The organism is Bacillus sp. BC05(2025) (assembly GCF_056725905.1).
The window spans coordinates 131,520-157,424 of the sequence record NZ_JBWYRA010000007.1 but is presented as its reverse complement, the minus strand read 5'-3'; the positions used below and the strand labels follow the sequence as shown (position 1 = coordinate 157,424).

The 25,905-nt window shown below is 35.3% G+C and carries 20 protein-coding genes; 14 read left to right on the top strand and 6 right to left on the bottom strand.

From position 1 onward, the window contains the following. Positions 1-169: 169 nt before the first annotated feature. Positions 170-976 carry a formate dehydrogenase accessory sulfurtransferase FdhD gene (gene fdhD / locus ACZ76X_RS20980; RefSeq protein ID WP_071758886.1) on the bottom strand — a complete coding sequence of 269 codons (807 nt, stop codon included), beginning with the start codon at positions 974-976 and terminating at the stop codon, positions 170-172. 302 nt (positions 977-1,278) lie between these two features. Between fdhD and fdhF the strand changes: the two genes are divergently transcribed. The 7 genes from fdhF (at position 1,279) to ACZ76X_RS20945 (ending at position 12,799) form a co-directional block, all read left to right on the top strand. After that, a complete protein-coding gene (gene fdhF, locus ACZ76X_RS20975) occupies positions 1,279-4,215 on the top strand; it encodes a formate dehydrogenase subunit alpha (RefSeq protein ID WP_342717813.1) in 2,937 nt (978 codons plus the stop codon). Between the two features lie 12 nt (positions 4,216-4,227). Then, positions 4,228-4,710 (top strand): helical membrane plugin domain-containing protein, encoded by a 483-nt coding sequence (locus tag ACZ76X_RS20970; protein ID WP_098668698.1) that lies wholly within the window; start codon positions 4,228-4,230, stop codon positions 4,708-4,710. A 155-nt stretch (positions 4,711-4,865) separates the two neighbouring features. Further along, positions 4,866-6,737 (top strand): glycerophosphoryl diester phosphodiesterase membrane domain-containing protein, encoded by a 1,872-nt coding sequence (locus ACZ76X_RS20965; protein ID WP_479851586.1) that lies wholly within the window; start codon positions 4,866-4,868, stop codon positions 6,735-6,737. A gap of 372 nt (positions 6,738-7,109) precedes the next feature. Next, positions 7,110-8,243 (top strand): alanine dehydrogenase, encoded by a 1,134-nt coding sequence (gene ald / locus ACZ76X_RS20960; RefSeq protein ID WP_001219742.1) that lies wholly within the window; start codon positions 7,110-7,112, stop codon positions 8,241-8,243. Positions 8,244-8,346: 103 nt separating this feature from the next. Continuing rightward, complete coding sequence (locus ACZ76X_RS20955; protein ID WP_042515738.1) at positions 8,347-9,762, top strand: amino acid permease; 1,416 nt, start codon at positions 8,347-8,349, stop codon at positions 9,760-9,762. Between the two features lie 268 nt (positions 9,763-10,030). Next, positions 10,031-10,408: an ArsR/SmtB family transcription factor gene (locus ACZ76X_RS20950; protein WP_000918377.1), complete on the top strand. Its 378-nt coding sequence runs from the start codon at positions 10,031-10,033 to the stop codon at positions 10,406-10,408. Between the two features lie 24 nt (positions 10,409-10,432). After that, positions 10,433-12,799, top strand: coding sequence for a heavy metal translocating P-type ATPase (locus tag ACZ76X_RS20945; protein ID WP_479851585.1), 2,367 nt, complete (start codon positions 10,433-10,435; stop codon positions 12,797-12,799). Between the two features lie 352 nt (positions 12,800-13,151). Here the strand turns inward: ACZ76X_RS20945 and ACZ76X_RS20940 are convergent, their stop codons facing one another. After that, entirely contained in the window at positions 13,152-14,615 is a 1,464-nt protein-coding gene (locus ACZ76X_RS20940; RefSeq protein ID WP_098667995.1) for a nicotinate phosphoribosyltransferase, read from the bottom strand. Positions 14,616-14,815: 200 nt separating this feature from the next. On the opposite strand from ACZ76X_RS20940, the gene ACZ76X_RS20935 reads away from it, so the two are divergent. The 3 genes from ACZ76X_RS20935 (at position 14,816) to ACZ76X_RS20925 (ending at position 18,089) form a co-directional block, all read left to right on the top strand. Continuing rightward, positions 14,816-16,093: a tetratricopeptide repeat protein gene (locus tag ACZ76X_RS20935; protein ID WP_479851584.1), complete on the top strand. Its 1,278-nt coding sequence runs from the start codon at positions 14,816-14,818 to the stop codon at positions 16,091-16,093. Next, positions 16,090-16,218, top strand: a complete 129-nt coding sequence (locus ACZ76X_RS20930; RefSeq protein ID WP_000709401.1) for an NprX family peptide pheromone — start codon at positions 16,090-16,092, stop codon at positions 16,216-16,218. Before ACZ76X_RS20935 ends, ACZ76X_RS20930 begins: the two co-directional genes overlap by 4 nt. Positions 16,219-16,388: 170 nt before the next feature. Continuing rightward, positions 16,389-18,089: a M4 family metallopeptidase gene (locus ACZ76X_RS20925; RefSeq protein WP_098667993.1), complete on the top strand. Its 1,701-nt coding sequence runs from the start codon at positions 16,389-16,391 to the stop codon at positions 18,087-18,089. Positions 18,090-18,151: 62 nt separating this feature from the next. Here the strand turns inward: ACZ76X_RS20925 and ACZ76X_RS20920 are convergent, their stop codons facing one another. Next, positions 18,152-18,700: a TVP38/TMEM64 family protein gene (locus tag ACZ76X_RS20920; protein WP_479851583.1), complete on the bottom strand. Its 549-nt coding sequence runs from the start codon at positions 18,698-18,700 to the stop codon at positions 18,152-18,154. A 396-nt stretch (positions 18,701-19,096) separates the two neighbouring features. Between ACZ76X_RS20920 and ACZ76X_RS20915 the strand changes: the two genes are divergently transcribed. Both ACZ76X_RS20915 and ACZ76X_RS20910 read left to right on the top strand, forming a co-directional pair. Beyond that, complete coding sequence (locus ACZ76X_RS20915; RefSeq protein ID WP_479851582.1) at positions 19,097-19,615, top strand: RNase A-like domain-containing lipoprotein; 519 nt, start codon at positions 19,097-19,099, stop codon at positions 19,613-19,615. Between the two features lie 15 nt (positions 19,616-19,630). Next, positions 19,631-19,903, top strand: coding sequence for a hypothetical protein (locus ACZ76X_RS20910; RefSeq protein WP_479851581.1), 273 nt, complete (start codon positions 19,631-19,633; stop codon positions 19,901-19,903). Positions 19,904-19,952: 49 nt separating this feature from the next. Here ACZ76X_RS20910 and ACZ76X_RS20905 read toward each other — a convergent pair whose 3' ends face one another. The 3 genes from ACZ76X_RS20905 to ACZ76X_RS20895 form a co-directional block, all read right to left on the bottom strand. Beyond that, entirely contained in the window at positions 19,953-21,215 is a 1,263-nt protein-coding gene (locus ACZ76X_RS20905; RefSeq protein ID WP_479851580.1) for a VanW family protein, read from the bottom strand. Between the two features lie 233 nt (positions 21,216-21,448). Continuing rightward, positions 21,449-22,465, bottom strand: a complete 1,017-nt coding sequence (locus tag ACZ76X_RS20900) for an LCP family protein (protein WP_479851579.1) — start codon at positions 22,463-22,465, stop codon at positions 21,449-21,451. Between the two features lie 187 nt (positions 22,466-22,652). After that, entirely contained in the window at positions 22,653-23,831 is a 1,179-nt protein-coding gene (locus ACZ76X_RS20895; protein WP_479851578.1) for a NupC/NupG family nucleoside CNT transporter, read from the bottom strand. Positions 23,832-23,920: 89 nt separating this feature from the next. On the opposite strand from ACZ76X_RS20895, the gene gloA2 reads away from it, so the two are divergent. Then, entirely contained in the window at positions 23,921-24,307 is a 387-nt protein-coding gene (gene gloA2, locus ACZ76X_RS20890; RefSeq protein ID WP_479851577.1) for an SMU1112c/YaeR family gloxylase I-like metalloprotein, read from the top strand. A 107-nt stretch (positions 24,308-24,414) separates the two neighbouring features. After that, positions 24,415-25,713 (top strand): hemolysin family protein, encoded by a 1,299-nt coding sequence (locus ACZ76X_RS20885; RefSeq protein ID WP_479851576.1) that lies wholly within the window; start codon positions 24,415-24,417, stop codon positions 25,711-25,713. Positions 25,714-25,905: the final 192 nt, after the last annotated feature.

The following is a 25,905-nucleotide window of genomic DNA, read 5'->3' as shown; positions in this document are numbered from 1 at the left end:
TGCGTTTTGTTAGCAGTCTCTTTTAATTTGTAAAAGAATGAAAAGATATATGCTACAATGTTTTGTTTTTTAATATGTAATGAAATTATATATTAACTTTATTAACTATTCAAGTGTTTAATATATTACATTTTCATAACTAAAATAACTCCCCGATTGAGGAGTTATTTTAGTTATTCGATTGATAACCATCAATTCGATGTGGATGTGTGTAAATATTACAAGATCCATTTCTAATAAATCCTACAACTGTAATGCCTAAATCGTGAGCGAGTTGCAATGCTAGTTTTGTTGGAGCAGATTTAGATAGAACAATTTCGCATCCGATTTTTGAAACTTTGAGTAAAATTTCGGATGAAATGCGCCCGCTAAATGCAATGATTTTTCCTTTAACGGATATATCATTGCGCAAACAGTGGCCATATATTTTATCTAATGCGTTATGTCTTCCAATATCCATTCTTGATAGGAGGATATTGTTTCGATCGCATAGTGCGGTATTGTGAACACCGCCAGTTTGGCGAAATGTAGTGGAAGATTGTTGTAAAGTATTCATTAAGTGAAAGCATTCTTCAGGAGTAATTTTCACGTGTATATCATGTAAATCTTTTGCCTTTGCTGCGTCGTTAACGAAAATAAAACCTTGTCTACCTTTTCCGCAGCAAGAAGTAATGTATCGTTTATTATATAAATTTTGATAGAGCGGATTTATTTTTGATGATGTTACATGGACAATTCCGTTATCTTTTTGAACCCATAGTTCTTCAACATCTTTATAGGAAGAAATAATTCCCTCAGAAATTAAAAAACCAATTACCATATCTTCAATATAATTTGGTGTGCATACGACTGTTACATATTCTTCACCATTCAATTTAATCGTAATAGGAGATTCTGTAACAATCTCATCAAGCTGTTTTGAAAATGTACCAGATTGATAGCGTACAATTGTATAAGTCTCTTGCGTAGGCCCCATATTAAATTCCCCTTTTATATGTATTTCTCTCCCATATTTATCATAAAACAATGGGGAAATAAAAACACCTATTAGCAAGAAGATCACAGATTATTTTGGTTATTATTGTATATGTACGATATAATAGAACAGTAGAATAGTGATATTTTCAAGCTTTTGTAGTTATACCTTATAACATCTAGAATCGACTTCATAAGAAAAGTATTTGCGCAGAGCGTTTCAAAAATATGTATAGTAATGCAATTTTGAAAACGGATTCATAATTGTGTTTTGTACAGTTGGTTGTAAGGAGAGGGGAAACTATGGCAGAACAGACAGTCCGTGTAACCGTGGATGGTAAAGAATTTTCCGCATCGGGTGAAAAGACGATACTACAATTATTTAACGAGAGTAATTTGGAACATCCTCAAATTTGTCATGTACCAGAAGTAGATCCAATTCAAACTTGTGATACGTGTATTGTAGAAGTGAATGGGAAGTTAATGCGTGCTTGTTCAACGAAATTAGAGAATGGTATGCATATCGAAAGACAGTCCCAGCGTGCAAAAGAGGCACAGACAGAGGCAATGGATCGAATATTAGAGAATCATTTATTGTATTGTACTGTTTGTGATAACAATAATGGTAACTGTAAAGTCCATAACACGGTACATATGATGGGAATTGAAGAACAGAAATATCCGTATGAGCCGAAAGTAAGTGCTTGTGAAGTGGATATGTCACATCCTTTTTATCGGTATGATCCAAATCAATGTATTGCTTGTGGACAGTGTGTAGAAGTATGTCAAAACTTACAGGTTAACGAAACTATATCAATAGATTGGAGCTTAGATCGGCCACGTGTTATATGGGATCATGGTGTAAGCATCAATGACTCGTCTTGTGTAAGTTGCGGGCAGTGTGTAACAGTATGTCCATGTAATGCGTTAATGGAAAAATCAATGTTAGGTGAAGCTGGATTCATGACTGGATTAAAACCAGATGTGTTAGATCCGATGATTGATTTTGTAAAGGATGTAGAGCCTGGATATAGTAGTATTTTAGCGGTTTCGGAAGTAGAGGCTGCGATGCGTAAGACGAAAGTGAATAAAACAAAAACAGTATGTACATTTTGTGGTGTCGGTTGTTCATTCGAAGTATGGACGAAAGATCGCCATATACTAAAAGTTCAACCTGTTTCAGATGCACCTGTTAATGGTATTTCCACATGTGTAAAAGGAAAATTTGGATGGGACTTTGTAAATAGTGAAGATCGCATTACGAAGCCATTAATTCGCCAAGGAGATATGTTTGTTGAAGCTACTTGGGAAGAGGCTCTTGAAGTTGTTGCTTCTAACATGCAGCATATTAAATCTGAATATGGTAGCGATGCATTTGGATTTATTTCTTCATCGAAAGTAACGAATGAAGAAAACTACCTGATGCAAAAACTAGCTCGGCAAATATATGGAACGAATAATGTGGACAATTGTTCTCGTTATTGTCAATCTCCAGCAACAGATGGTTTATTTAAAACTGTCGGTATGGGCGGGGACGCTGGAACAGTGAAAGATATAGCTGAAGCAGGCCTTGTCATTATTGTTGGTGCGAATCCAACAGAAGGACACCCTGTACTTGCGACGCGTGTAAAACGTGCTCATAAATTACACGAGCAAAAACTGATTGTAGCAGACCTTCGCAAACATGAAATGGCAGAGCGTGCGGATTTATTTATTCATCCGCGCCAGGGTACGGATTACGTATGGCTTGCTGGTATTACGAAATATATTATTGATCAAGATTGGCACGATAAAAAGTTTTTAGCTGAAAATGTGAAGAACTTTGATGAATATAGCAAAATGTTAGAAAAGTATACGCTTGATTATACAGAAGAAATCACGGGGATTTCGAAAGAAAATCTAAAAGAAATGGCTCGTATGGTATATGAAGCAGATGGTACTTGTGTGCTTTGGGGAATGGGTGTAACGCAAAATACAGGAGGAAGTACAACTTCTGCAGCCATTTCAAATTTACTGCTTGTTACAGGCAACTATCGTCGTCCTGGTGCAGGCGCATATCCATTACGAGGTCATAATAACGTACAAGGTGCCTGTGATATGGCAACATTACCAAACTGGCTTCCAGGTTATCAAGCAGTATCAGATGATACGCTTCGTGCTAAGTTTGAAAAAGCATATGGCACAACGATTCCGAAAGCACCAGGATTAAATAATATTGCAATGTTACTCGCGGCAGAAGAAGGAAAATTACGTGGTATGTATGTCATGGGGGAAGAAATGGCTTTAGTCGATTCTAATGCGAACCATGTACAACATATTTTAGCGAATTTAGACTTCCTCGTTGTTCAAGATATGTTCTTATCAAAAACAGCCCGTTTTGCTGATGTTATTTTGCCAGCGGCACCAAGCTTAGAAAAAGAAGGTACGTTTACGAATACAGAGCGCCGTATTCAAAGATTATATGAAGTATTGAAACCGCTTGGTGATTCAAAACCAGACTGGTGGATTTTACAAAAAGTTGCTCGTGCACTCGGCGGTGATTGGAATTACGAAAGTCCAAGTGAAATTATGGACGAAATCGCATCACTTGCACCGTTATACTCTCAAGCAACGTACGACCGTCTAGAAGGATGGAATAGTTTATGTTGGGGTAGTCATGATGGTAGCGATACACCGCTATTATATGTAGACGGATTTAACTTCCCAGATAAACTCGCTCGTTTATCATTAGATGAATGGATACCACCGGTTGTAGCGCCAGATGAGTATGATTTACTTTTAAATAATGGACGTATGCTAGAACATTTCCATGAAGGGAATATGACGAATAAGTCGGCGGGTATTTTATCTAAAGTATCTGAAGTATTTGTTGAAATTTCACCTGAACTCGCTATAGAGCGCAATGTGAAAGATGGTGGTCTTGTAGAATTAGCATCACCATTTGGAAAGATTAAAGTACAAGCGCTTATTACTGATCGTGTAACTGGGAAAGAGCTATATTTACCGATGCATGCAACGATAAATGAAGAAGCGATTAATATTTTAACTGGGACGGCAACAGACCTGTATACGTGTACACCGGCGTATAAGCAAACGATGGTGAAAATGCGTGTATTACGTGAAAAAGGAAACCGTCCGTTACCATCTTCAAACCCGAGAGATAAACAGCGTAATCCGCAAAATGGTGTTGAAATTGAGCAAAAATGGCAAAGAAAACAATACGTATCACTTGTGGACTAGGGGGCGGAGATAGTGGCGAAAGAAATTACGTTAATTAAAAAGAAAGTTATAACAGAGGAAGAACAGAAACAGCAAGTAGCAGAGGAACTTCTAAATGAGCTATCTAATAATCGTGAAGCAGTTGAAGAAACAATGCAGCTTCTCGCACAGTTGCAGAAGGCTGGTATATTAGATGCGGCAATTAGTTTGCTTGCTGCGAAGGAAGATGTTTCAAAAATCGCGGTGGAGCAATTAAATCGTGAACCAGTTAAAAATGCACTCAACAACATGATGGGGGCGGGGGAAGCACTGTCCTCAGTTGACCCAGAAGTAACAAAGCAAATCACATCGAGTTTAGTCACTGGATTGCAATTTGCAACAGATGAATTAAAGAGTGGTAAAAAAACAAAAGTGATGGACTTCTTTAAAGTGTTAAAAGATCCAGATATCAATAGAGCCATCACATTCGGATTTAGCTTCTTGAAAGCATTTGGACAAGGATTAGAGAAAAAATAGAGTCAATGAAAAAGTGATGGGAAGTAGCCATCACTTTTTTCATTGTATGTATAAGAGTGTTCATGTTAAGCGGAATATATTATTATTAAAGGGATGGGTTAGAAATGGAAATGTGGAATCCATCTCAAATATCGTTTTAGAATGTGGAGGAATATATGCAACACCGTAAAAGACTATCTATACCAGGAGTAATGAGACATTCCTTTCAAACTGTTAGATTTGCCTTTTGGAATGTGTTAACATTCCAACTTGCTTATAAATTGTTAGCAGCGATTGTGTTTATCCCACTTTTCGGTATTATTTTCAATAAGTTGTTGTACTTTGGTGGGTATGCAAACGCAACAAATGATGAGTTATTAGCATTTTTGAAAACACCATACGGGATTTTGGCGATTGTAATTTTATCTATATTGGCATTGTTCCTGATCTTTACAGAGTTTGCAGTACTTATTATCATTTCGTACTTCGCTCATAAAAGGCAAAAGGTGAGATTACGTCCAATTTTATATAAAACAGTAACGTATTTACCTTCTCTGTTTACATATTGCTTACCTGGATTTGTTTTGTATGCAGTTGTACTATTACCACTATTAAGTATGGGATATAAATCTGCATTGATTCCTGAAATTCAAATTCCTAATTTTATTACAGGTGAACTATTTAAGACAACAATGGGGCAAGTGGGATATTATACTTTCTTTGCTGTAGTTGCCTATTTGAATCTTCGTTGGATTTTTGTTTTACCTATTATTGTTTTAGAGGATAAGCCGTTCCGTACGGCAGCACGAAAAAGCGCAAACTTAGTAAAAGAAAGCTTCTTTAAAGTGTTGTTCTTTTTAGTAGGTTTTTTCATATCTGTAGGAATTGTTTTTCTTTTATGTATAGGAATTTATTTACTTTGTCTGTGGGGAGTATATGAATTTACAAACCCAGAAGGGACATTTGCACTACTAGCAGAGTCAACTATTTCTGTTTTCCTAACAAGTACATTGTATCTATTTAGCTTTATTATGACGCCGTTCTATATTATGGCGTTAACAAGACTGTATTTACAAAAGGTTCCAATCGAAGATGTTTTATTAGAAGAAGGATTAGATTATTCAAAGACGAAAGCAGATAAATGTTTCTTCCAAAAACATCGTTGGAAATTTATTGGCGTATATATTGTAGGAATTATTACTGCGGGAATGGTTGTTGCCTTCATTGTGACCTTTATTACAAACACATATAAAGAACCGATTATTATGGCTCATCGCGGTTATATTTCAAAAGGTGTAGAGAATACGAAAGAAGCTGTGCAGGGAGCTATTGATGCGAAAGCAGACTACGCTGAAATTGATGTACTACAAACGAAAGACGGTGAACTAGCAGTTATACATGATTTGAAGTTGAAACGTCTTGCCAATGCTAATCTTCATGTTTCAGATTTAACGATGGACGAGTTAAGACAGCTTACTCTTAGTCAAGATGGGTTTTCAGGACAAATCAGTACACTTGATGAAATCATTAAGCTGGCTAAGGGTAAAATCAAACTTAATATTGAAGTGAAGCTTCATGGTGGCGAAAAAGATTTTGTAAATAAAGTATTAAAAACGATTAAAGATAATGAATTTGAGAAGCAATGTGTCATTCAAACGTTACATTACCCGCTTATTAAAGAGTTTAAGCGTGCAAATGCAGATATAAAAGTCGGATATATACTATATGCAAGTAGAGCTAACTTAAAGAATGTGAAAGCTGATTTTTATGTAGCGGAAGAATATATGTTAAATAAGAAGTTAGTAAGAGAAGCAAGGAAGTTAAACAAGCCAATTTACGTATGGACAGTAAATGATATGGAAAGTTTAAAGGGATATTATAAGTTAAACGTAGATGGTATCATTACCGATTACCCTGAAGATGCACGTGAAACAATTAAGATGTTAAAAGAGCAAGAAGCGGAAGAAAGTGATCTGTTTGATAAAATTACGGAAACAACAGATGATTTATTTTCCAAGTTATTTATAAGTTACCCAGCTGCTGGCTAAATGCCTGCAGCTGTTTTTTTTTTACAAAAAGAATATATCTCTAAAGTATTGTGTAAATTAATAACTGAATATGTATACGGCATCATTGAGGTTTCTTACATCGTTACATTATTGTCAAATAATAAATGATTACTACTTATTTTGAAGGAGTATAATAAAAATAGAGTGATAAATAATGAGATGGAACAAAGAGGCTAATAGAATCAATGTTCCATATATTTACACTATTCTAAATATATAAACTTTAAAAATATAGTATGTTAGCGTTTTCATAACTTTTAAGTTATGCTAGAATAAGGACATAAGTTATTAATTATTACAAAAAGAAAAAAGACTTTCTTTTTTCTGTTAATTATAAGGGGGCATTTCATTATGCGTATTGGGGTACCAGCAGAAATTAAAAACAACGAAAACCGTGTGGCAATGACACCAGCAGGTGTTGTACATTTAATTCGTAACAATCACGAAGTATTCATTCAAAAGGGTGCAGGTTTAGGATCTGGTTTCACAGATGCTCAGTATGTTGAAGCAGGAGCAAAAATTGTTGATACAGCTGAAGAAGCTTGGAACATGGAAATGGTTATGAAAGTTAAGGAACCAATTGAAAGCGAATACAAACACTTCAGCGAAGGTTTAATCTTATTCACATACTTACACTTAGCTCCAGAACCAGAATTAACAAAAGCATTAATCGAAAAGAAAGTTGTTTCTATTGCATATGAAACAGTACAATTAGAAAACCGTTCTCTACCATTACTTGCACCTATGAGTGAAGTAGCTGGTCGTATGGCTGCACAAATTGGTGCACAATTCCTTGAGAAGAACAAAGGCGGTAAAGGTATCTTACTTGCAGGTGTTCCAGGGGTTAAACGTGGTAAAGTAACAATCATCGGTGGTGGACAAGCTGGTACAAATGCTGCTAAAATTGCAGTTGGACTAGGTGCGGATGTAACAATCATCGACTTAAGTGCAGAACGTCTTCGTCAATTAGATGACATTTTCGGAAACCAAGTAAAAACTTTAATGTCTAATCCTTACAATATTGCAGAAGCTGTAAAAGAGTCTGATCTTGTAATCGGTGCAGTATTAATCCCAGGTGCAAAAGCGCCAAAACTTGTAACAGAAGAAATGATTAAATCAATGGAACCAGGTTCTGTTGTTGTAGATATCGCGATTGACCAAGGTGGTATTTTCGAAACAACTGACCGTATTACAACTCATGATAACCCAACTTACGAAAAACACGGCGTTGTTCATTATGCAGTTGCAAACATGCCAGGTGCGGTTCCACGTACATCAACTCTTGCATTAACAAACGTAACAGTACCATACGCAGTACAAATTGCTAACAAAGGCTACAAAGAAGCTTGCCTAGGCAACTCTGCGTTACTAAAAGGTATTAACACATTAGACGGCTATGTAACATTTGAAGCAGTTGCAGAAGCTCACGGTGTAGAGTACAAAGGTGCTAAAGAATTATTAGAAGCAGAAACAGTATCTTGCTAATAGAAGCATTATACAAAACAAAATCGAACAATATATAAACCAACATGATAAGAGCTAAGAGTGAATATCTCTTAGCTCTTCTTGGCAAAAGGGGGCATACATCGTGGCCAACCTATTTAAAAAGAAATCCGTTACGCAATTGTTAGGGGAAAGTAAAAGTAAAACTTTAACGAAAACGCTAGGGGCATTTGACCTAACAATGCTAGGGATTGGTGCGATAATTGGTACAGGAGTTCTAGTATTAACAGGATTAGTAGCAGCAAGAGATGCTGGTCCAGCAGTTATTTTTTCATTCATGATTGCAGCGATTGTTTGTGGATTTGCAGCATTATGTTATGCAGAAGTTGCATCTACACTGCCGGTTTCAGGTAGTGTGTACACATATTCATATGCGACAATTGGTGAGTTTATTGCCCACCTAATGGGATGGACATTACTATCTGTATATGTTGTAACAACTGCCGCAGTAGCTGGTGGATGGACAGGTTATTTCAATAACTTAGTGAGTGGGTTTGGATTAGAAATTCCAACAGAGCTGTTAAAGATTCCATCACAAGGTGGAATTGTGAATTTACCAGCAGTAGTTATTACTTTAGTTTTAACTTGGTTATTATCAAGAGGTACGAAAGAAAGTAAACGTGTGAATAACATAATGGTATTAATCAAAATTGGTATTGTTATTTTATTCATTGCAGTTGGTGCGTTTTACGTACAACCAGAAAACTGGACACCATTTGCACCATACGGTATGAGCGGAATCTTTGCCGGAGGAGCAGCAGTATTCTTCGCTTTCTTAGGATTTGATGCATTAGCAACTTCTGCTGAAGAAGTAAAAAATCCACAACGTGATTTACCGATTGGTATTATTGCTTCGTTAATTATTTGTACAATCATTTATGTTGTAGTTTGTCTCGTTATGACAGGTATGGTTTCTTATAAAGAGTTAGATGTACCAGAGGCTATGGCATATGTGTTAGAGGTTGTAGGACAAGATAAAGTAGCAGGTGTAATCGCAGTTGGAGCTGTAATTGGTATTATGGCTGTAATCTTTGCTTACATTTATGCAACAACACGTGTATTCTTCGCGATGAGCCGTGATGGTTTATTACCGAAATCCTTTGCGAAAATTAATAAGAAAACAGAAGCGCCAGTATTCTCAACTTGGTTAACAGGTATTGGTAGTGCTTTAATTGCCGGATTTATCGATTTAAAAGAATTGTCGAATTTAGCGAATATTGGAGCATTGTTAACATTTGCGATGGTAGGTGTGTCAGTTATTATTCTTCGTAAAACACATCCGAACTTAAAACGAGGCTTTGTGGTACCACTTGTACCAACGCTACCGATTATTTCAATCGCATGTTGTCTATTCTTAATGTTTAACCTACCGTTAACAACATGGATTTACTTCGGTATTTGGTTAGCAATTGGAGTAGTTGTATACTTTGTTTATTCGAAAAAACATAGTCATTTAAAAGACGATGGAAGTTCGCAGGATAATTTAGAACAAGCTAATTAAAAGCTGAATTAAAAGGGATATAAGTATAGTAAGCCTTGTGCGTCTAGGGAGCGCGCAAGGCTTTTTTTCTTTGGGGCAAAATGTACATCCTTTTTGTATGAGAATGTAATGGATGCGGAAAATATGTGTAGATCTTTTTTTAAATGTGAACGAAATGTTCAAAAAAATGTATGAGATTTCATTGACACATATGAATGGGCGCTCATATAATAAGAGTATAAGATATATGAATGATTGTTCATATGTTCAAATAAAGAGGTGAGCTATAATGGCTGGAAATAAAGTAGAAACACCACAAGAGACATGTTCTCAAACGATAATTCATGAAGAAGTTGTTGATCAAGTAAAACAAACAATTCCAACTGATGAAAGTTTAAGTAAAGTAGCAGAACTATTTAAAGTATTAGGCGATCGTACACGTACAAGAATATTACATGCGTTATTTGAAGCAGAAATGTGCGTTTGTGATTTAGCGTATTTATTAGGAATGACACAATCATCTATTTCACACCAGCTTCGTGTGTTAAAGCAAGCGAAACTTGTAAAGAATCGTAAAGAAGGAAAGGTCGTTTATTATTCGTTAGCTGACCAGCACGTAATTCATATCTTCGAGCAAGCGTTTGAACACGTAAACGAGGAAGAATAAAAAAGAACGCGAGGAGGGAGAACGATGGCTGAAGCATTAGTGAAAAAGAAACTGATGTTAGAAGGTTTAGATTGTGCGAACTGTGCAATGAAAATCGAAAAAGGTGTTGGAAATATAGAAGGAGTAAATTCTTGCTCTGTAAATTTCGCAACAAAAACAATGGTGTTAGAAACAGCACAAAATAAAGAAAGCGAAGTTGTTACAGAAGCGAAACAACTCGTTACAAAATTAGAACCGCACATTAAAGTGCAAGAAGAAAAAAGTACAAAAGTAGCAAAAGAAGTATTTATATTAGAAGGTTTAGATTGCGCAAACTGTGCGATGAAGATTGAAAATAAAGTAAAAGAAATGCCGACTGTTTCAGCAGCAACTGTTGATTTCGTCTCAAAGAAATTAAGAGTTGAAGTAGCGAATAAAAGAGAATTAGAAGCGACTGTAGCAAATATAACAAATGTTGTTCAAAAGTTAGAACCAGATGTGAAAGTTGTTCGTGAAGAAAAAGGTGGTCATGATCACGGGCATAGTCACGACCATGGTGAAGCAAATGTGAAAAAGATGGTAGGACGATTAGTGGTCGGCGGAATTTTGACAGCAATTGCTGCATTAGCTGGCTTACCACAGGTGATCACAATTCCGTTATTCGTCCTTGCGTATTTATTAATAGGTGGAGATATCGTTTGGAGAGCGGTAAGAAACATAACTCGTGGTCAAGTGTTCGATGAGAACTTCTTAATGGCAATTGCAACACTAGGAGCTTTCGCGATCCAGCAATACCCAGAAGCGGTTGCAGTAATGTTATTCTATCAAGTAGGGGAACTATTCCAAAGTATTGCTGTAAACCGTTCTCGAAAATCAATTACTTCGTTAATGGATATTCGTCCTGATTATGCGAATGTAAAGGTTGGAAATGAAACGAAACAAGTATCGCCAGAAGATGTACAAATCGGTGATTATATTATCGTGAAACCTGGTGAGAAAGTACCGTTAGACGGAAAAGTAATTGAAGGAACATCCATGGTAGATACTTCAGCATTGACTGGTGAATCTGTACCACGTGAAGTGGAAGTTGGAAATGATGTACTAAGTGGTTTTGTGAACCAAAATGGTGTATTAACAATTGAAGTTACAAAAGAGTTTGGCGAATCAACTGTATCAAAAATTTTAGATTTAGTTCAAAATGCAAGCAGTAAAAAAGCGCCGACAGAAAACTTTATTACGAAGTTTGCACGTTACTACACTCCAGTTGTAGTTATTACAGCAGCGATCATGGCGTTTATTCCACCACTTATTTTAGAAGGAGCGACATTTGCAGATTGGATTTATAGAGCGTTAGTGTTCTTAGTAATCTCTTGTCCATGTGCGTTAGTTGTATCTATTCCTCTTGGATTCTTTGGAGGTATCGGCGGCGCATCTAAAAGTGGTGTGTTAGTAAAAGGAAGTAACTACTTAGAAGCTTTAAATGATGTGAAATATATTGTCTTTGATAAAACAGGAACATTAACAAAAGGCGTCTTCAAAGTTACAAAAATGGAACCAAGCGAAGGCATTACAAATGAAGAATTATTAGAGTATGCAGCATTTGCTGAAGTGTATTCTAACCATCCAATTGCACAATCGATTCGAAATGCATATGGAAAATCAATTGATGAAAAAATAATCGATGATTATAACGAAATTTCTGGTCACGGTACAGTCGTAAAAGTACAAGGAAAAGAAATTTTTGCAGGTAATGCTAAATTAATGAGAAAAGAAAACATTACATTTAAGCAACCAGAAACAGTAGGTACATTAGTTCACGTTGCTGTAGATGGGAAATACGCAGGTTATATTGTTATCTCTGATGAGGTAAAAGAAGATTCAAAACAAGCAATTCAAAAGTTAAAAGAATTAGGTATTAAGAAGACAGTCATGTTAACTGGGGATGCAAAAACAGTTGGTGAAGCTGTTGGTAAAGAATTAGGTTTAGATGAAGTTCACGCAGAACTATTACCGCAACAAAAAGTAGAAGAAATTGAAAAAATTGATGCAGCGAAGCACGGAAAAGAAAAAGTTGCTTTCGTTGGTGATGGCATTAATGACACACCAGTATTAGCAAGAGCAGATGTTGGTATTGCGATGGGTGGTTTAGGATCAGATGCAGCAATTGAAGCGGCAGATATCGTTATTATGACTGATGAGCCTTCAAAAATTGCGACAGCTGTAAACATTGCAAAACGTACAAGACGCATTGTATGGCAAAATATCATCTTTGCATTAGGAGTAAAAGGATTAGTTTTATTACTTGGTGCTTTCGGTATTGCAACAATGTGGGAAGCTGTCTTCTCAGATGTCGGTGTGACACTACTTGCAGTGTTAAATGCAATGCGTGTACTACGAGTGAAAGATTTATAAAAAAGAGGACGCAACTTGCGTCCTCTTTTTTTAGTGATGTTGTTGAAATTGGCTCAATAAAATAATAGCAAATATTACTTTAGTAATAAATAACTTAATATTAAAATTTACAAATAAAAAATATTTGTCTTATTATGTTAATATATTTTTCATAAAGATACATATAGCATGAAAAAACAGAGAAGGGAAAGCTTCTCTGTTTTATCCCGCTTTAATGGGCAGTAAGACCCCCACCTCAAAATTTAGCGAAAGCAAAGAATTTAGGTAGGGGATCAACTGCCCATTAAAGTCCGATTGGTTCAACTAATAATCAGTGGGGATGAAGAAAACCCCCACTGATTAAAGTTTCACTTTATTTTTGTATATTTTTTTCAACTTGTTCTCGAACAGTTTGAATGTAATTCATTTTATGATCCCAGCATTCTTGACTTAAATCGACAGGGTACTCTTCAGGATTTAAAGTTCGCATATACTCTTCCCAAAATAGCGCGAGACTCTGTTCATTGTATTTTTGAATATCCAATATGTCAGGTAGTTCATATGTTCTTTCACCGTTAACGAAAATGTCTTTATGCAGTTCGCGAGCTTCAAAGTTTGTTACAAATTTACTTATATACGTGTGAACAGGATGGAACATTTTTAATCGTTCTTCTTTTCCTGGTTCTTCAGAATCTAATGCAATATAATCGCCTTCTGCATGATCATTAACTCGGTTGATAATACGATAAATTCGCTTCAGTCCTGGAGTAGTAATTTTTTCTGGGTTAGATGAAATTTTAATTGTATCATTTAACTTTCCATCAGTATCTTCAATCGCAACTAGTTTATAAACAGCCCCTAACGCTGGTTGCTCAAAGGACGTAATCAATTTTGTTCCAACGCCCCATACGTCAATTTTTGCTCCTTGAGATTTCAAGTGCATAATTGTGTATTCATCTAAATCGCTAGAAGCAATAATTTTTGTATGTGTAAACCCAGCTTCATCTAGTAGTTTTCTTGCTTTTTTAGATAAATAAGCCATATCACCACTATCAAGGCGAATGCCATAAAAATCGATACGATCCCCAAACTCTTTCGCGACGCGAATTGCATTTGGAACACCGGATTTTAATGTGTCATATGTATCAACGAGAAAGACGCATTTTTTATGTGTCTCAGCATATTTCTTAAACGCGACATATTCATCACGATATGCTTGAACGAAAGAGTGAGCGTGTGTGCCGGCTACAGGTATTCCGAAGCGCTTCCCAGCCCGTACGTTACTCGTAGATGAGAAGCCACCAATAAAGGCAGCGCGTGTGCCCCAAAGAGCAGCATCAAACTCGTGGGCACGTCTTGTGCCGAATTCTAAAAGTTCATCGTTATTTGCAGCGTGCTTCATACGAGCAGCTTTCGTTGCAATTAATGTTTGGTAATTCACAATGTTTAACAGGGCAGTTTCAATAATTTGTGCTTCGCCAAGCGGTGCATCAACACGTAATAAAGGCTCGTTATTAAATACAACTTCACCTTCTTGCATACTTCGAATCGTCCCAGTGAATTTCATATTTTGTAAATAGTGAAGGAATTCTTCTTCAAATTGTAATTCTGCTAAATAAGCGATATCGCTTTCGGTAAAGCTGAAGTTTTCTATGTACTCTACAATCTTTTCAAGACCAGCAAAAACAGCATAACCGTTCTCAAATGGAAGTTTTCGAAAGTATAAATCAAACACCGAGCGGCGATTGTGGATACCATCTTTCCAATATGTATAAGCCATATTAATTTGATATAAATCTGTATGTAAGGCATAGCTATCGTCTTTATAATAAGTCATCGCGAAAACACCTCCATAATTTGGTTATAGTATACCAATTTTTCACCATTCGTAGCAAAGAAGAGATATTAGTATGAAGTCAAGAGAGAAAAAAATGAAATAATGCATATTTTTTAGAAAATTAACATTTATCAATTTATATTTCTCTAGATTTTATGTATTATTAGAGTAATGGGGGTAAATGAGAATGGAGGAGGACAATGCAACAAACATTAGAAAAAATAGGCAAACAAGTCTTTTACAAGCGGCTACAGCAAAAAATGACACAAGAAGAATTATGTCAGGGCATTTGTTCTGTCTCATACTTAAGTAAAATCGAAAATGGAAAGATCGAAGCATCAGAAGAAATTCTACAATTGCTCTGCACAAGGTTAGAAATTGCCGTGACGGATTTGAGAGATGTAGAAGAAGATGTGAAGGGGAAGCTGGATGATTGGTTAAACGCACTAATCCGTTTGGAGAAGGTGCAAGTTGAACGTATCTATAATGAATTGCAAGAGGATATGCAACACGTTTTAGATTTTGAAATTATAAATTATTATAAACTACTTAATATACGTTATTTACTGATGAAAAGGGACTTGCCGGTAATTGCAGAAGAATTAGAGCAGCTGAAGAAGGCATATAAGAAATTCTCGCCTTTTCAGAAGTTGTTGTATACGTATAGTAAAGGATTATTATGCTGTTTACAATATAAGTGGAAACAGGGATTAAGTTATTTATTAGAGACAGAAGTTATGGCAAAAGAGTTAGGGTATCATGAGACAGGAATTTATTATAATATTGCTCTTACTTATAGTCATTTGGAAATCCAACATCTTACGTTACACTTTGCAAATATTGCACTAGAGGCATTTAGAAATGAGTATAAATTTCGGAACGTGATAAACTGTCAAATTCTTATTGCATTAAGTTATGCTGAACAAGGGCAATATGAAGAAGCTCTAGAAATGTATGAGAGCATACTGCGGGAATCAGAGGCTTTTGCGGATAAAGATGTTCTAAAAGCTATTACTTTAAGTAATATTGGGAATATATACTATAAAAAGAAAAAATATAATCAAGCAAAAGATTATTATTTAGAGAGTTTACAACTTCAAAAACAAATAGATTTAAATTATATAGACACATTATATGAAATGGCATTAGCTTGTATTAAATTAGATCAGTTTGAAGAAGCAAGAGAATGGATTGATAAAGGTATTGTTGCTGCCAAACGTGAAGAGAGATTTAATACAAAATTATATTTACTGCTCATGCTTCGAAATAAGTATTTTGAAGAGGCGCGAGAGTATAAGCAATTTTTGGAATTAGAAGCTATTCCGTTTTATAAATCAGCAGGTAATAAGATAGAACTAAAGAAAGTATATATGGAGCTTGCGGAATACTTTTCTAAATCACTGAACTTTGAGCAAAGTAATCACTACTATAAGCTAGTTATTGAAATGTTAGAAAGCCATAAGGAGGATGAAAAATGAAAAAAGCATTAGCTGGAATTTTAGCAGTTGCAGTAGTACTTACAATTGTTGGTGGAGTACAGTATACGAGTAAACCAGATACTTATGGATTAGATTCTAGTGTGTCACAAACTGTAAATGTATAATATTGAAAAACCCCTTTCCAATCGGAAAGGGGTTTTTCAATATTTGTTCCCCAAAATTCTACAATACTTGAGAAAATAATTATTTGAATTTTTAGTATATTAATAGTGGAAACATAATGCTAATATGAAACTACTCTTTTTCAAAAAATAATTTATTAGGGGGAAGGTTCATGAAAAAGAAAAGTTTAGCATTAGTGTTAGCAACAGGAATGGCAGTTACAACGTTTGGAGGGACAGGCTCTGCATTTGCGGATTCTAAAAATGTTCTCTCTACCAAGAAGTACAATGAGACGGTGCAGTCACCGGAGTTTATTTCTGGTGATTTAACTGAGGCAACTGGTAAGAAAGCAGAATCTGTTGTGTTTGATTACTTAAATGCAGCAAAAGGTGATTATAAGTTAGGGGAAAAGAGTGCGCAAGATTCTTTCAAAGTGAAACAAGTGAAGAAAGATGCTGTAACTGATTCAACAGTATTACGTTTGCAACAAGTATATGAAGGAGTACCTGTATGGGGGTCTACGCAAGTAGCTCACGTAAGTAAAGATGGTTCTTTAAAAGTACTGTCTGGAACAGTTGCGCCTGATTTAGACAAAAAGGACAAGTTGAAAAATAAAAATAAGATTGAAGGCGCAAAAGCTATTGAAATTGCGCAAAAAGATTTAGGGGTTACACCTAAATATGAGGTAGAACCAAAAGCGGACTTATATGTATATCAAAACGGTGAAGAAACAACATATGCATACGTTGTAAATCTAAACTTCTTAGATCCAAGTCCAGGAAATTACTACTATTTCATTGAGGCGGAAAGCGGTAAAGTGTTAAATAAGTTTAATACAATCGATCATGTGACGAATGATGATAAGTCTCCAGTTAAACAAGAGGCTCCTAAGCAGGATGCAAAAGCAGTTGTAAAGCCTGTAACAGGAACAAATAAAGTAGGAACTGGTAAAGGGGTATTAGGAGATACGAAATCGCTTAATACAACGTTATCTGGCTCATCTTACTACTTACAAGATAATACGCGCGGAGCAACAATTTTCACGTATGATGCGAAAAATCGCTCAACATTACCAGGAACATTATGGGCAGATGCAGATAATGTGTTCAATGCAGCGTATGATGCAGCGGCAGTAGATGCTCATTACTATGCAGGTAAAACATATGATTACTATAAAGCTACATTTAATAGAAACTCTATTAATGATGCAGGAGCGCCATTAAAATCAACAGTTCATTACGGAAGTAATTATAATAATGCATTCTGGAACGGATCACAAATGGTATACGGAGATGGTGATGGTGTAACATTCACTTCATTATCTGGTGGTATTGATGTTATTGGTCACGAATTAACGCATGCAGTGACGGAAAATAGTTCTAATTTAATTTATCAAAATGAATCAGGAGCTTTAAATGAAGCGATTTCTGATATCTTTGGTACTTTAGTAGAATTCTATGATAACCGTAACCCAGATTGGGAGATTGGTGAAGATATTTACACACCTGGTAAAGCAGGAGATGCACTTCGTTCTATGAGTGACCCTACGAAGTATGGTGATCCAGATCATTATTCTAAGCGTTACACGGGTTCAAGTGATAACGGTGGGGTTCATACAAACAGTGGTATTATTAATAAACAAGCTTATTTATTAGCAAATGGCGGTACACATTACGGTGTAACTGTAACTGGTATCGGTAAAGATAAGCTAGGTGCAATTTACTACCGTGCAAACACACAATATTACACGCAATCTACTACATTTAGCCAAGCTCGTGCTGGTGCAGTACAAGCTGCAGCTGACTTATATGGTGCGAATTCTGCGGAAGTAGCAGCAGTTAAGCAATCATTTAGTGCAGTTGGTATAAACTAAGGTTTTAAGGGAAATTATCAATAAAATACTTCAAAAATAAAGAAGGAGCCTATGCTCCTTCTTTATTTTTTTCTCCATTTTTTCCACAAATAAAACAATCCAACACACCCCGCGATTGTGACAATCCACTTCGCTTCATTCGTTCCATTCATGACATGGTATGCAGAATATACCTCGATTAACAAAGCCGGTATTTTACCTATTGTACTGGCAATACTGAAGGAGAGTAATGACATTTTGCCTAGAGCGGCAAATAAAGTCACGATACTTGATGGGATGAAAGGTATTAATCGAAACGATAGAACGAGTAGAAAGGCCTCTCTACCTTCTACATAAAGTAGGCGTTCTACCTTTGGGTACTTATTTACTTTATCGTGAGTGAACTTTTGAAGGCCTATACGATAAATATAAAACGAGATAATAGCCCCTAATGCCTCACCGGCGATCGAAATAATCGTTCCGTTTACTACGCCAAAGAGCTGTATATTAATAGCGGTTAAAAAAATACTAGGGATAACACCTAAAAGACTAATAACGATGTTAATTAAGATACTAAGTGGAATTGCGATTGAATAATAGTCTGTTAAGAAGTTTTGAATTGTTTCAGCCATTGTTTAAAATCCTTTATCTTTTTTTGCATTACACCATATTTCCATTGCATAGGCAAGTGCAAATTTACATAATGTAGAAAACGTCGATAAAACACCCTTTATATACTACATAGGGGTACTATGTATATGAAATATGGGGTATATTTTAATTTTTAAAAAATCACTAAAAAACCTTTAAATAAAGGATTTATTCGGTGCTTTCGGGGTTGGTTTAACTCGGGAAATAATTAGGAAAATATAGGGGTATATTTCTAAAGGGAGGGAAAATAGCGATTTTATGAAAATCAGGTGATAATATGGCAAAATAGGTGAAGAATTTAAAAAATGTGTATGTTTTTTCGGTGTGAAATTGACTTTTAGTGGAGTTACGATAATAATCATGGAAGAGGTGATATGATGAAACGAATAAGTAGTCTTTTCTTTGGTAGTTTATTGGCACTCATGCTGATCTTAAGTGGATGTGCAGGAAAAGAACAAAAAACAGAGAAACAAACAGGGAATCAATCGACATCAGTAGAAAAAATTAGTGATAATATTTTAGATGAAATGGAAGGGCCACCTAAAAATGGTCATACGATTGAAAGACATGTAGGCAAATCAGAAGAAGATTTGAAGAATCGCTTGAAGACAGATAAAGTATCAGCAGCAAGTACATACTATGATAAGGAAACGGCAACGAAAGCTGTAAAAGATAGTTTGAAGCAGCATGATAAGGAAATTCAAGATTGGTTAAAAAATTCTAAAGAGGCTCGTCTCGTATTAAATACGACACATTCATTCCCGGTTGGAAAAACGGTAATAAAGAAAAATATGAATGTAAAAGATAAGTTAGTCAAAACTGTTACTGTTTTAGCGAGAGATAAGTCAGGAGATTTAGGATATAAGATCATTACTTCTTATCCATCTGATAAATAAGAAGGGGGAGTAAATATGTATACGACATTACAATATTTTTTCAAATCGTATTGTACGCTAAGTATCCACGAGGATGAAATAGTAGGCGTGATGGAAGAATTTATAGAGCAAGAAGATGAAGAAATTGTTTTGAAATTACGTGATGAATTATTATATATGAAGAAAAAGGATGGTTGGGAAGAGGCGTGCGTATTAGCTGCAAAGCAAGGAAATCGTATGTGGTCGTTAGAAGAAACAAAAGACCATCTTGCAACCTTTTTATTATTATTGCAAAAGAAAAAGGCGTGAGTAGATCACGCCTTTTTTATTTGTTGAAATTTGTTCGTTTAATAGCGTCTTATTGTTTTGGAGCGCTTTTATATACGCTTTTTGAAATTTGCCCATTAGATATTACTTCACCGTTTTGTGTAACTTTTTTATACGTAACGGCTGTTATTTTATCATTAGTCTTACTAATTACTTGAGAAGAAACTTCAACATTTTTACCAGTATTTGTACCGAAAATACGTGTAGTAATGCTACCTCCATTTGAAAATGCTTGAATATAAATATGATTGCCTGTATTGTTTTTAAATTTTAAATCTGGACCATAATCTGCTACTGCTGCATCTTGCCCAAGTGGTAAATAATTTACGGGCATAGAATGATTGCTTCGAGAAACAATTCCTAAATCTGCTCTTAAAGCTGCGCTATATAAAGTACTACTAACTTGGCAAACCCCTCCGCCTGCACTTTGTATAACTTTACCTTGTGAATATACGGCTGCAGATTTGTAACCATGTGCAGCATCAGTTACGCCAACGCGGCCGTTAAAACTAAATGTTTCATCAGGTGCGACAATAACTCCACTTAAAGTGTTAGCTGACTTATTTACGTTAAAGGATTGATTCCCATTACGACCAGCCATCGGAGTTGAGTATTCAGCAATTACTTCTTTAATCCCCATTTTCTGTATATCCTCTGTAGAACGTTCAGGTTTTAATAGTGTAACTGGTAATGTAACGTCAGGCGTGCCAGAAGTAATGGCCTGTTTCGTTAAATCAGTTAACTTTTTTTTATCGATTTTTTCTCCATTTTGACTTTGGCTAATATTTACTGTAGTGCCTTCAATACTTAATTCAGCATTAACAGGATTTTTTAATGTTTCATTATATTTATCCTTCATAAAGCTTTCATAAGCAGTTGTATTTAATTGAGGTGTTAATTTGTAGTCACGTTTTAATTCCCCATTTTCAGCTTGCTTCCGGATTTTGTAACGAGTTATTGCGTTGCCTTCTTGTTCTTTAAAGATTTTGTCGATAATATCTTTTTCTTTATAATGTATCCCTAAATCTTTCCATGTGTAAGTCTGTTTATCATTTTGGAATATGTAGGTAAGAGATTTTTGATCTAATTCAGTTATTTTTTGATTAATAATAGCTTGAATATCTTTTTTATTTTTTCCATCGAGAGAAATACCTTCAAATGTAGTATTTGGTAATGCAGTAGTATCTAATTGATTATTTAGTTTAGATACATATTGATATCCGCCAACACCGCCTACACAAAGTAATATGCCTCCAGCAATTACAGAACCGATCAGTATTTTACTTAGCTTCATTTATTTCCCCCCAGAAATTTTTGTATAAATATATGTATTACATTTTTTGTATAAAAATGATGAAAATAACATTATGTACGTACTAGTATACTATTATTTTCACTATGCGTGTAATGTTTTTATAAAAAATGTTACACTGTTGTAATAATTGTCTCTTTTTGTCACAATGTGTACAAAAAGATGTTGAAAATTATAATAAAAAGGCTGTCTAGAAAGATCTAGCAGCCTTTTTATTATAATTTTTTATGTTCATTTTTATTCGTAACACCGAGATGTTCTTGTAGTGTTGTCGATATATTCTTGACGCTTTTTTCGTTTGGAACGTAATAATAAATACCACCTATATATTTATCAGTACCTTCTACTTGCATTTTGTCCATTTTTAAATTGGAATCCATTGAATTTTTTGCAATTGTCATCATATCATCAAAAGTTAAATTTGTTTTTAAGTCGTTATCAACAGCGTCTAATAGACCACCGATCTTATTAATGGAATTAAGAGATAGTGCTTTTTGAGCGATAGCTTCTAAAACAAGCTGTTGTCGTTGACCGCGCATATAATCACTATCGATATGACGAGTTCTAGCTAGCGCCAATGCCTCTTCACCATTTAAATGTTGACGACCTTTTTTCAGGTGAATAGCATCTGCTTCGTCTTTACTATTTTGTTCTGTAAACTCAACTGGAACATCGACAGTAATACCACCAAGGGAATCAACAATTTTAATAAATGATTTAAAGTTGAATTTTACATAGTAATCAACTGGAACATCTAAAAAGTTCTCTACCGTATCAATCGTGCTGTCCACACCACCGAATACATGTGCATGTGTAATTTTATCGTATTTCTCACGTGATTTAATGTAGACACGTGAGTCACGTGGAATACTGACAAGCTTAACAGATTTATCGTTTTTATTAATTGTGGCAAGTAATAGCGCATCTGTACGAGTTGCTTTCCCATAATTTTTGTCCCTAATTTCACTTTCATCAACACCCATAATGAGTACAGAAATGTTATCAGTCATAGGTTTAACGGCCTTTTCACGTTTGCTGGATTTATCTCCGCGGCTCAGTTCGGAATAGGCATTACTTAACACAGACTTTGCTTTACTGTATATATGGAAGGAATAGCCCCCTGCTCCAAGTGCTACAACCAGTAATGGAATAAGCAGGAACCAAAGTAGGCGTTTTTTCTTTGAGCGTCCTTTTTTGGCTCGAGTATCTTTGTTCATATCGGATTTCATCATTTTTTCTCCTTTAAAACTATCAAAGTATATACATCTAGAAGAGCATTCAAACACATAAAAAATATTGTACGCTAAATAAAAGCGATTGTACATGTATAAAAAATAGATGTCTTGATTATTTATAAAGACATCTATTCGTTATTGTATACAAAAGATAGGGAGAAGAAAATGATAAAATTTTACCTAATTACAACATAATGCTTACGATAATTGCAGATAAAATGCTAACGAGAGTAGCTCCATATAGTAATTTAAGGCCAAATCTGGCAACGACGTTTCCTTGTTCTTCGTTTAATCCTTTTACCGCACCTGAAATAATGCCGATAGAAGAAAAGTTGGCAAAAGAAACGAGGAAAACAGAAATAATACCAACTGTACGAGGAGAAAGGCTGTTCGAAATTTTACTAAGGTCCATCATGGCTACAAATTCATTCGTTACAAGCTTCGTTGCCATAATGCTACCAGCTGTGACAATTTCAGAACTTGGTACACCAATAAGGAATGCAATGGGCGCAAATACGTAGCCGATTAATTGCTGGAAAGTAATGCCGAATATAATGAGGAATAGGTCATTAATGCAGCTCATTAATGCGACAAATCCGATGAGCATAGCGCCGACAACGATGGCTACGCGAAAGCCATCTAGAATGTATTCTCCAAGCATTTCAAAAAAGCTTTGTTTTTCGCCTTTAATTTCTAAAATATCTTCTTCATCTTTCACGTCGTAAGGGTTAATGATGAGTACGATAATAAAGCCACTAAATAAATTGAGAACGAGTGCAGTTACTACATATTTAGGTTCGATCATTGTCATATAGGCACCTACGATAGACATAGATACGGTTGACATCGCAGAAGCGCAAAGTGTATAAAGACGGTGTTTTGGAATTTGAGCTAATTGTTTTTTTACCGTAATAAAAACTTCTGATTGGCCGACAATGGCAGATGCGATAGCGTTGTAAGACTCTAATTTCCCAAGACCATTTATTTTGCTAAGGAAGTAACCAATCCAACGAATAAAGAAGGGGAGTATTTTAAAATGTTGTAATATACCAATTAAGACGGAAATGAAGACGATTGGTAATAGTACAGTAAGGAAGAATGGCATTTCACCTTTATTGGCAAGCCCCCCAAATACGAAGTTTATACCATCAGCGGCATACTCGAGTAGCTTTGTAAACAGACTGGAAATGACCCGAATAAGTATGAGGCCGATTTCTGTATTTAATAATAAATAGGTTAAAATTAACTGTATAATAAGCATGATGAAAATTGGTTTAAATTTAATGTGTTTCTTATTGTTGCTAGCAATATAAGCAAGGAAGAAAACAACGATAAGTCCCACGAAAAAAGTAATGAATTTCATAGTAAACCCCCTAAAAGAGATATTCTGCTATATATGTTTTTCATTTCAAGGGAGAATATGCATCTTTGGTAAAGAAAGGAATACAGAACATGAATATATGCGGAGTGCACCACGTTGCAATTATTAGTTCAAATTATGAACTATCAAAGGATTTTTATACTCGGATATTAGGTTTTAAAGTGATAAATGAAGTATATAGAAAGGAACGAGATTCTTATAAGTTAGATTTATGTGTAGGGGAAGAGTATCAAATTGAATTATTTTCATTTCCAAGTCCTCCTGAGCGTCCAAGTTTTCCAGAAGCGGCTGGACTTAGACATTTAGCATTTGCTGTTCCAAATATAGAAGCGGCTGTGAAACATTTAAATCAATATGGTGTTGAAACTGAGGCGATACGTATGGATGAAATAACCGGGAGAAAATTCGTCTTTTTCCAAGACCCTGATGGCTTGCCTTTAGAATTGTATGAGGTTTGAAATTGGTGAATTTTATATAGGGTTGCTTTTCTGTAAATGAAGAAACTAAAGTGAAACTTCTTTTTTAAAGGAGGTGTAACTTTAGCTAAGAAAGCTAAAGGGCATATGTGGATATTATAAAATTATTGATGGTCGCTATCCTTATTGCATTAACAGGTTTTTTTGTAGCTGTTGAGTTTGCAATTATTAAGGTACGTAGCAGTCGTATTGATCAACTCGTTAGTGAAAAGCGACGAGGAGCATTGGCAGCCAAAAAAGTAACTTCGAATTTAGATGAGTATTTATCAGCATGTCAGTTAGGTATTACAATTACTGCTTTAGGACTTGGGTGGTTAGGCGAACCGACTATAAAACATTTACTCGAGCCGTTGTTTTTAAAACTACAATTTTCACCTGCAATTGCAAGTACCGTTTCTTTTATTATTGCCTTTGCAGTGATTACGTTTTTACATGTTGTCATTGGTGAACTTGCTCCGAAGACGCTTGCTATACAAAAGGCGGAGCAAGTTAGCTTACTATTATCGAAGCCAATTATTTACTTTTACCGAGTAATGTATCCGTTTATTTGGGCTTTAAATGGTTCCGCAAGGCTTGTGGCAGGGTTATTTGGATTACATCCGGCTTCTGAACATGAAGTTGCTCATTCGGAGGAAGAATTACGATTAATTTTATCTGAGAGTTATGAGAGCGGAGAGATTAATCAAAGGGAATTTAAATATGTAAATAATATTTTTGAATTTGATAATAGAGTTGCAAAGGAAATCATGGTACCTCGTACGGAAGTTGTAGGATTATATGAGGACGAACCATTTGAAACACATATTAAAATAATCGCACAAGAAAAATATACGAGATATCCCGTATTTGGTGAAGATAAAGATGAAATTATTGGGATGGTTAATGTAAAGGATTTATTTATTCGTTATATGGATGGTAATCGAGACGAGGAGTGCTCGATTACGCCATATACAAGGCCAGTTATTGAAGTGTTAGAAAATATCCCTATTCATGATTTGCTATTACAAATGCAAAGAAAACGAATTCCATTAGCTGTATTATATGATGAATATGGCGGAACTGCTGGGATCGTTACACTAGAAGATATTTTAGAAGAAATTGTTGGAGAAATCCGAGATGAATACGATGAAGATGAACACCCGCCTATAGAGCATATAAGTGAAGGCTGTAAGATTGTAGATGGAAAAGTGCTTATTAGTGAAATAAATGATTTATTTGGCATACACTTAATCGCTGATGATGTAGATACAATTGGTGGCTGGATTATGGTACAAAAGCAAATCGTTGCTGAAGGAGATATTATTGAAAAATCCGGCTTTTCTTTTAAAGTTCTTGAAAAGGATATGCATCAAATTAAACGAGTGGAAGTAAAGAAAGTAGAAGAATGATTTTCTGTAAATATTTATCCCACTTTAATGGGCAGTAAGACCCCCACCTCAAAATTCAGTGAAAGCAAAGAATTTAGGTAGGGGTCGGGCTGCCCATTAAAGTCCGATTGGTGAGGGCTGATTAAAGTTTCACTTTATAAAAAGTATATATAGAAAAATAAATGTTTGCGCTTTCAAAATAGGTGCTATATA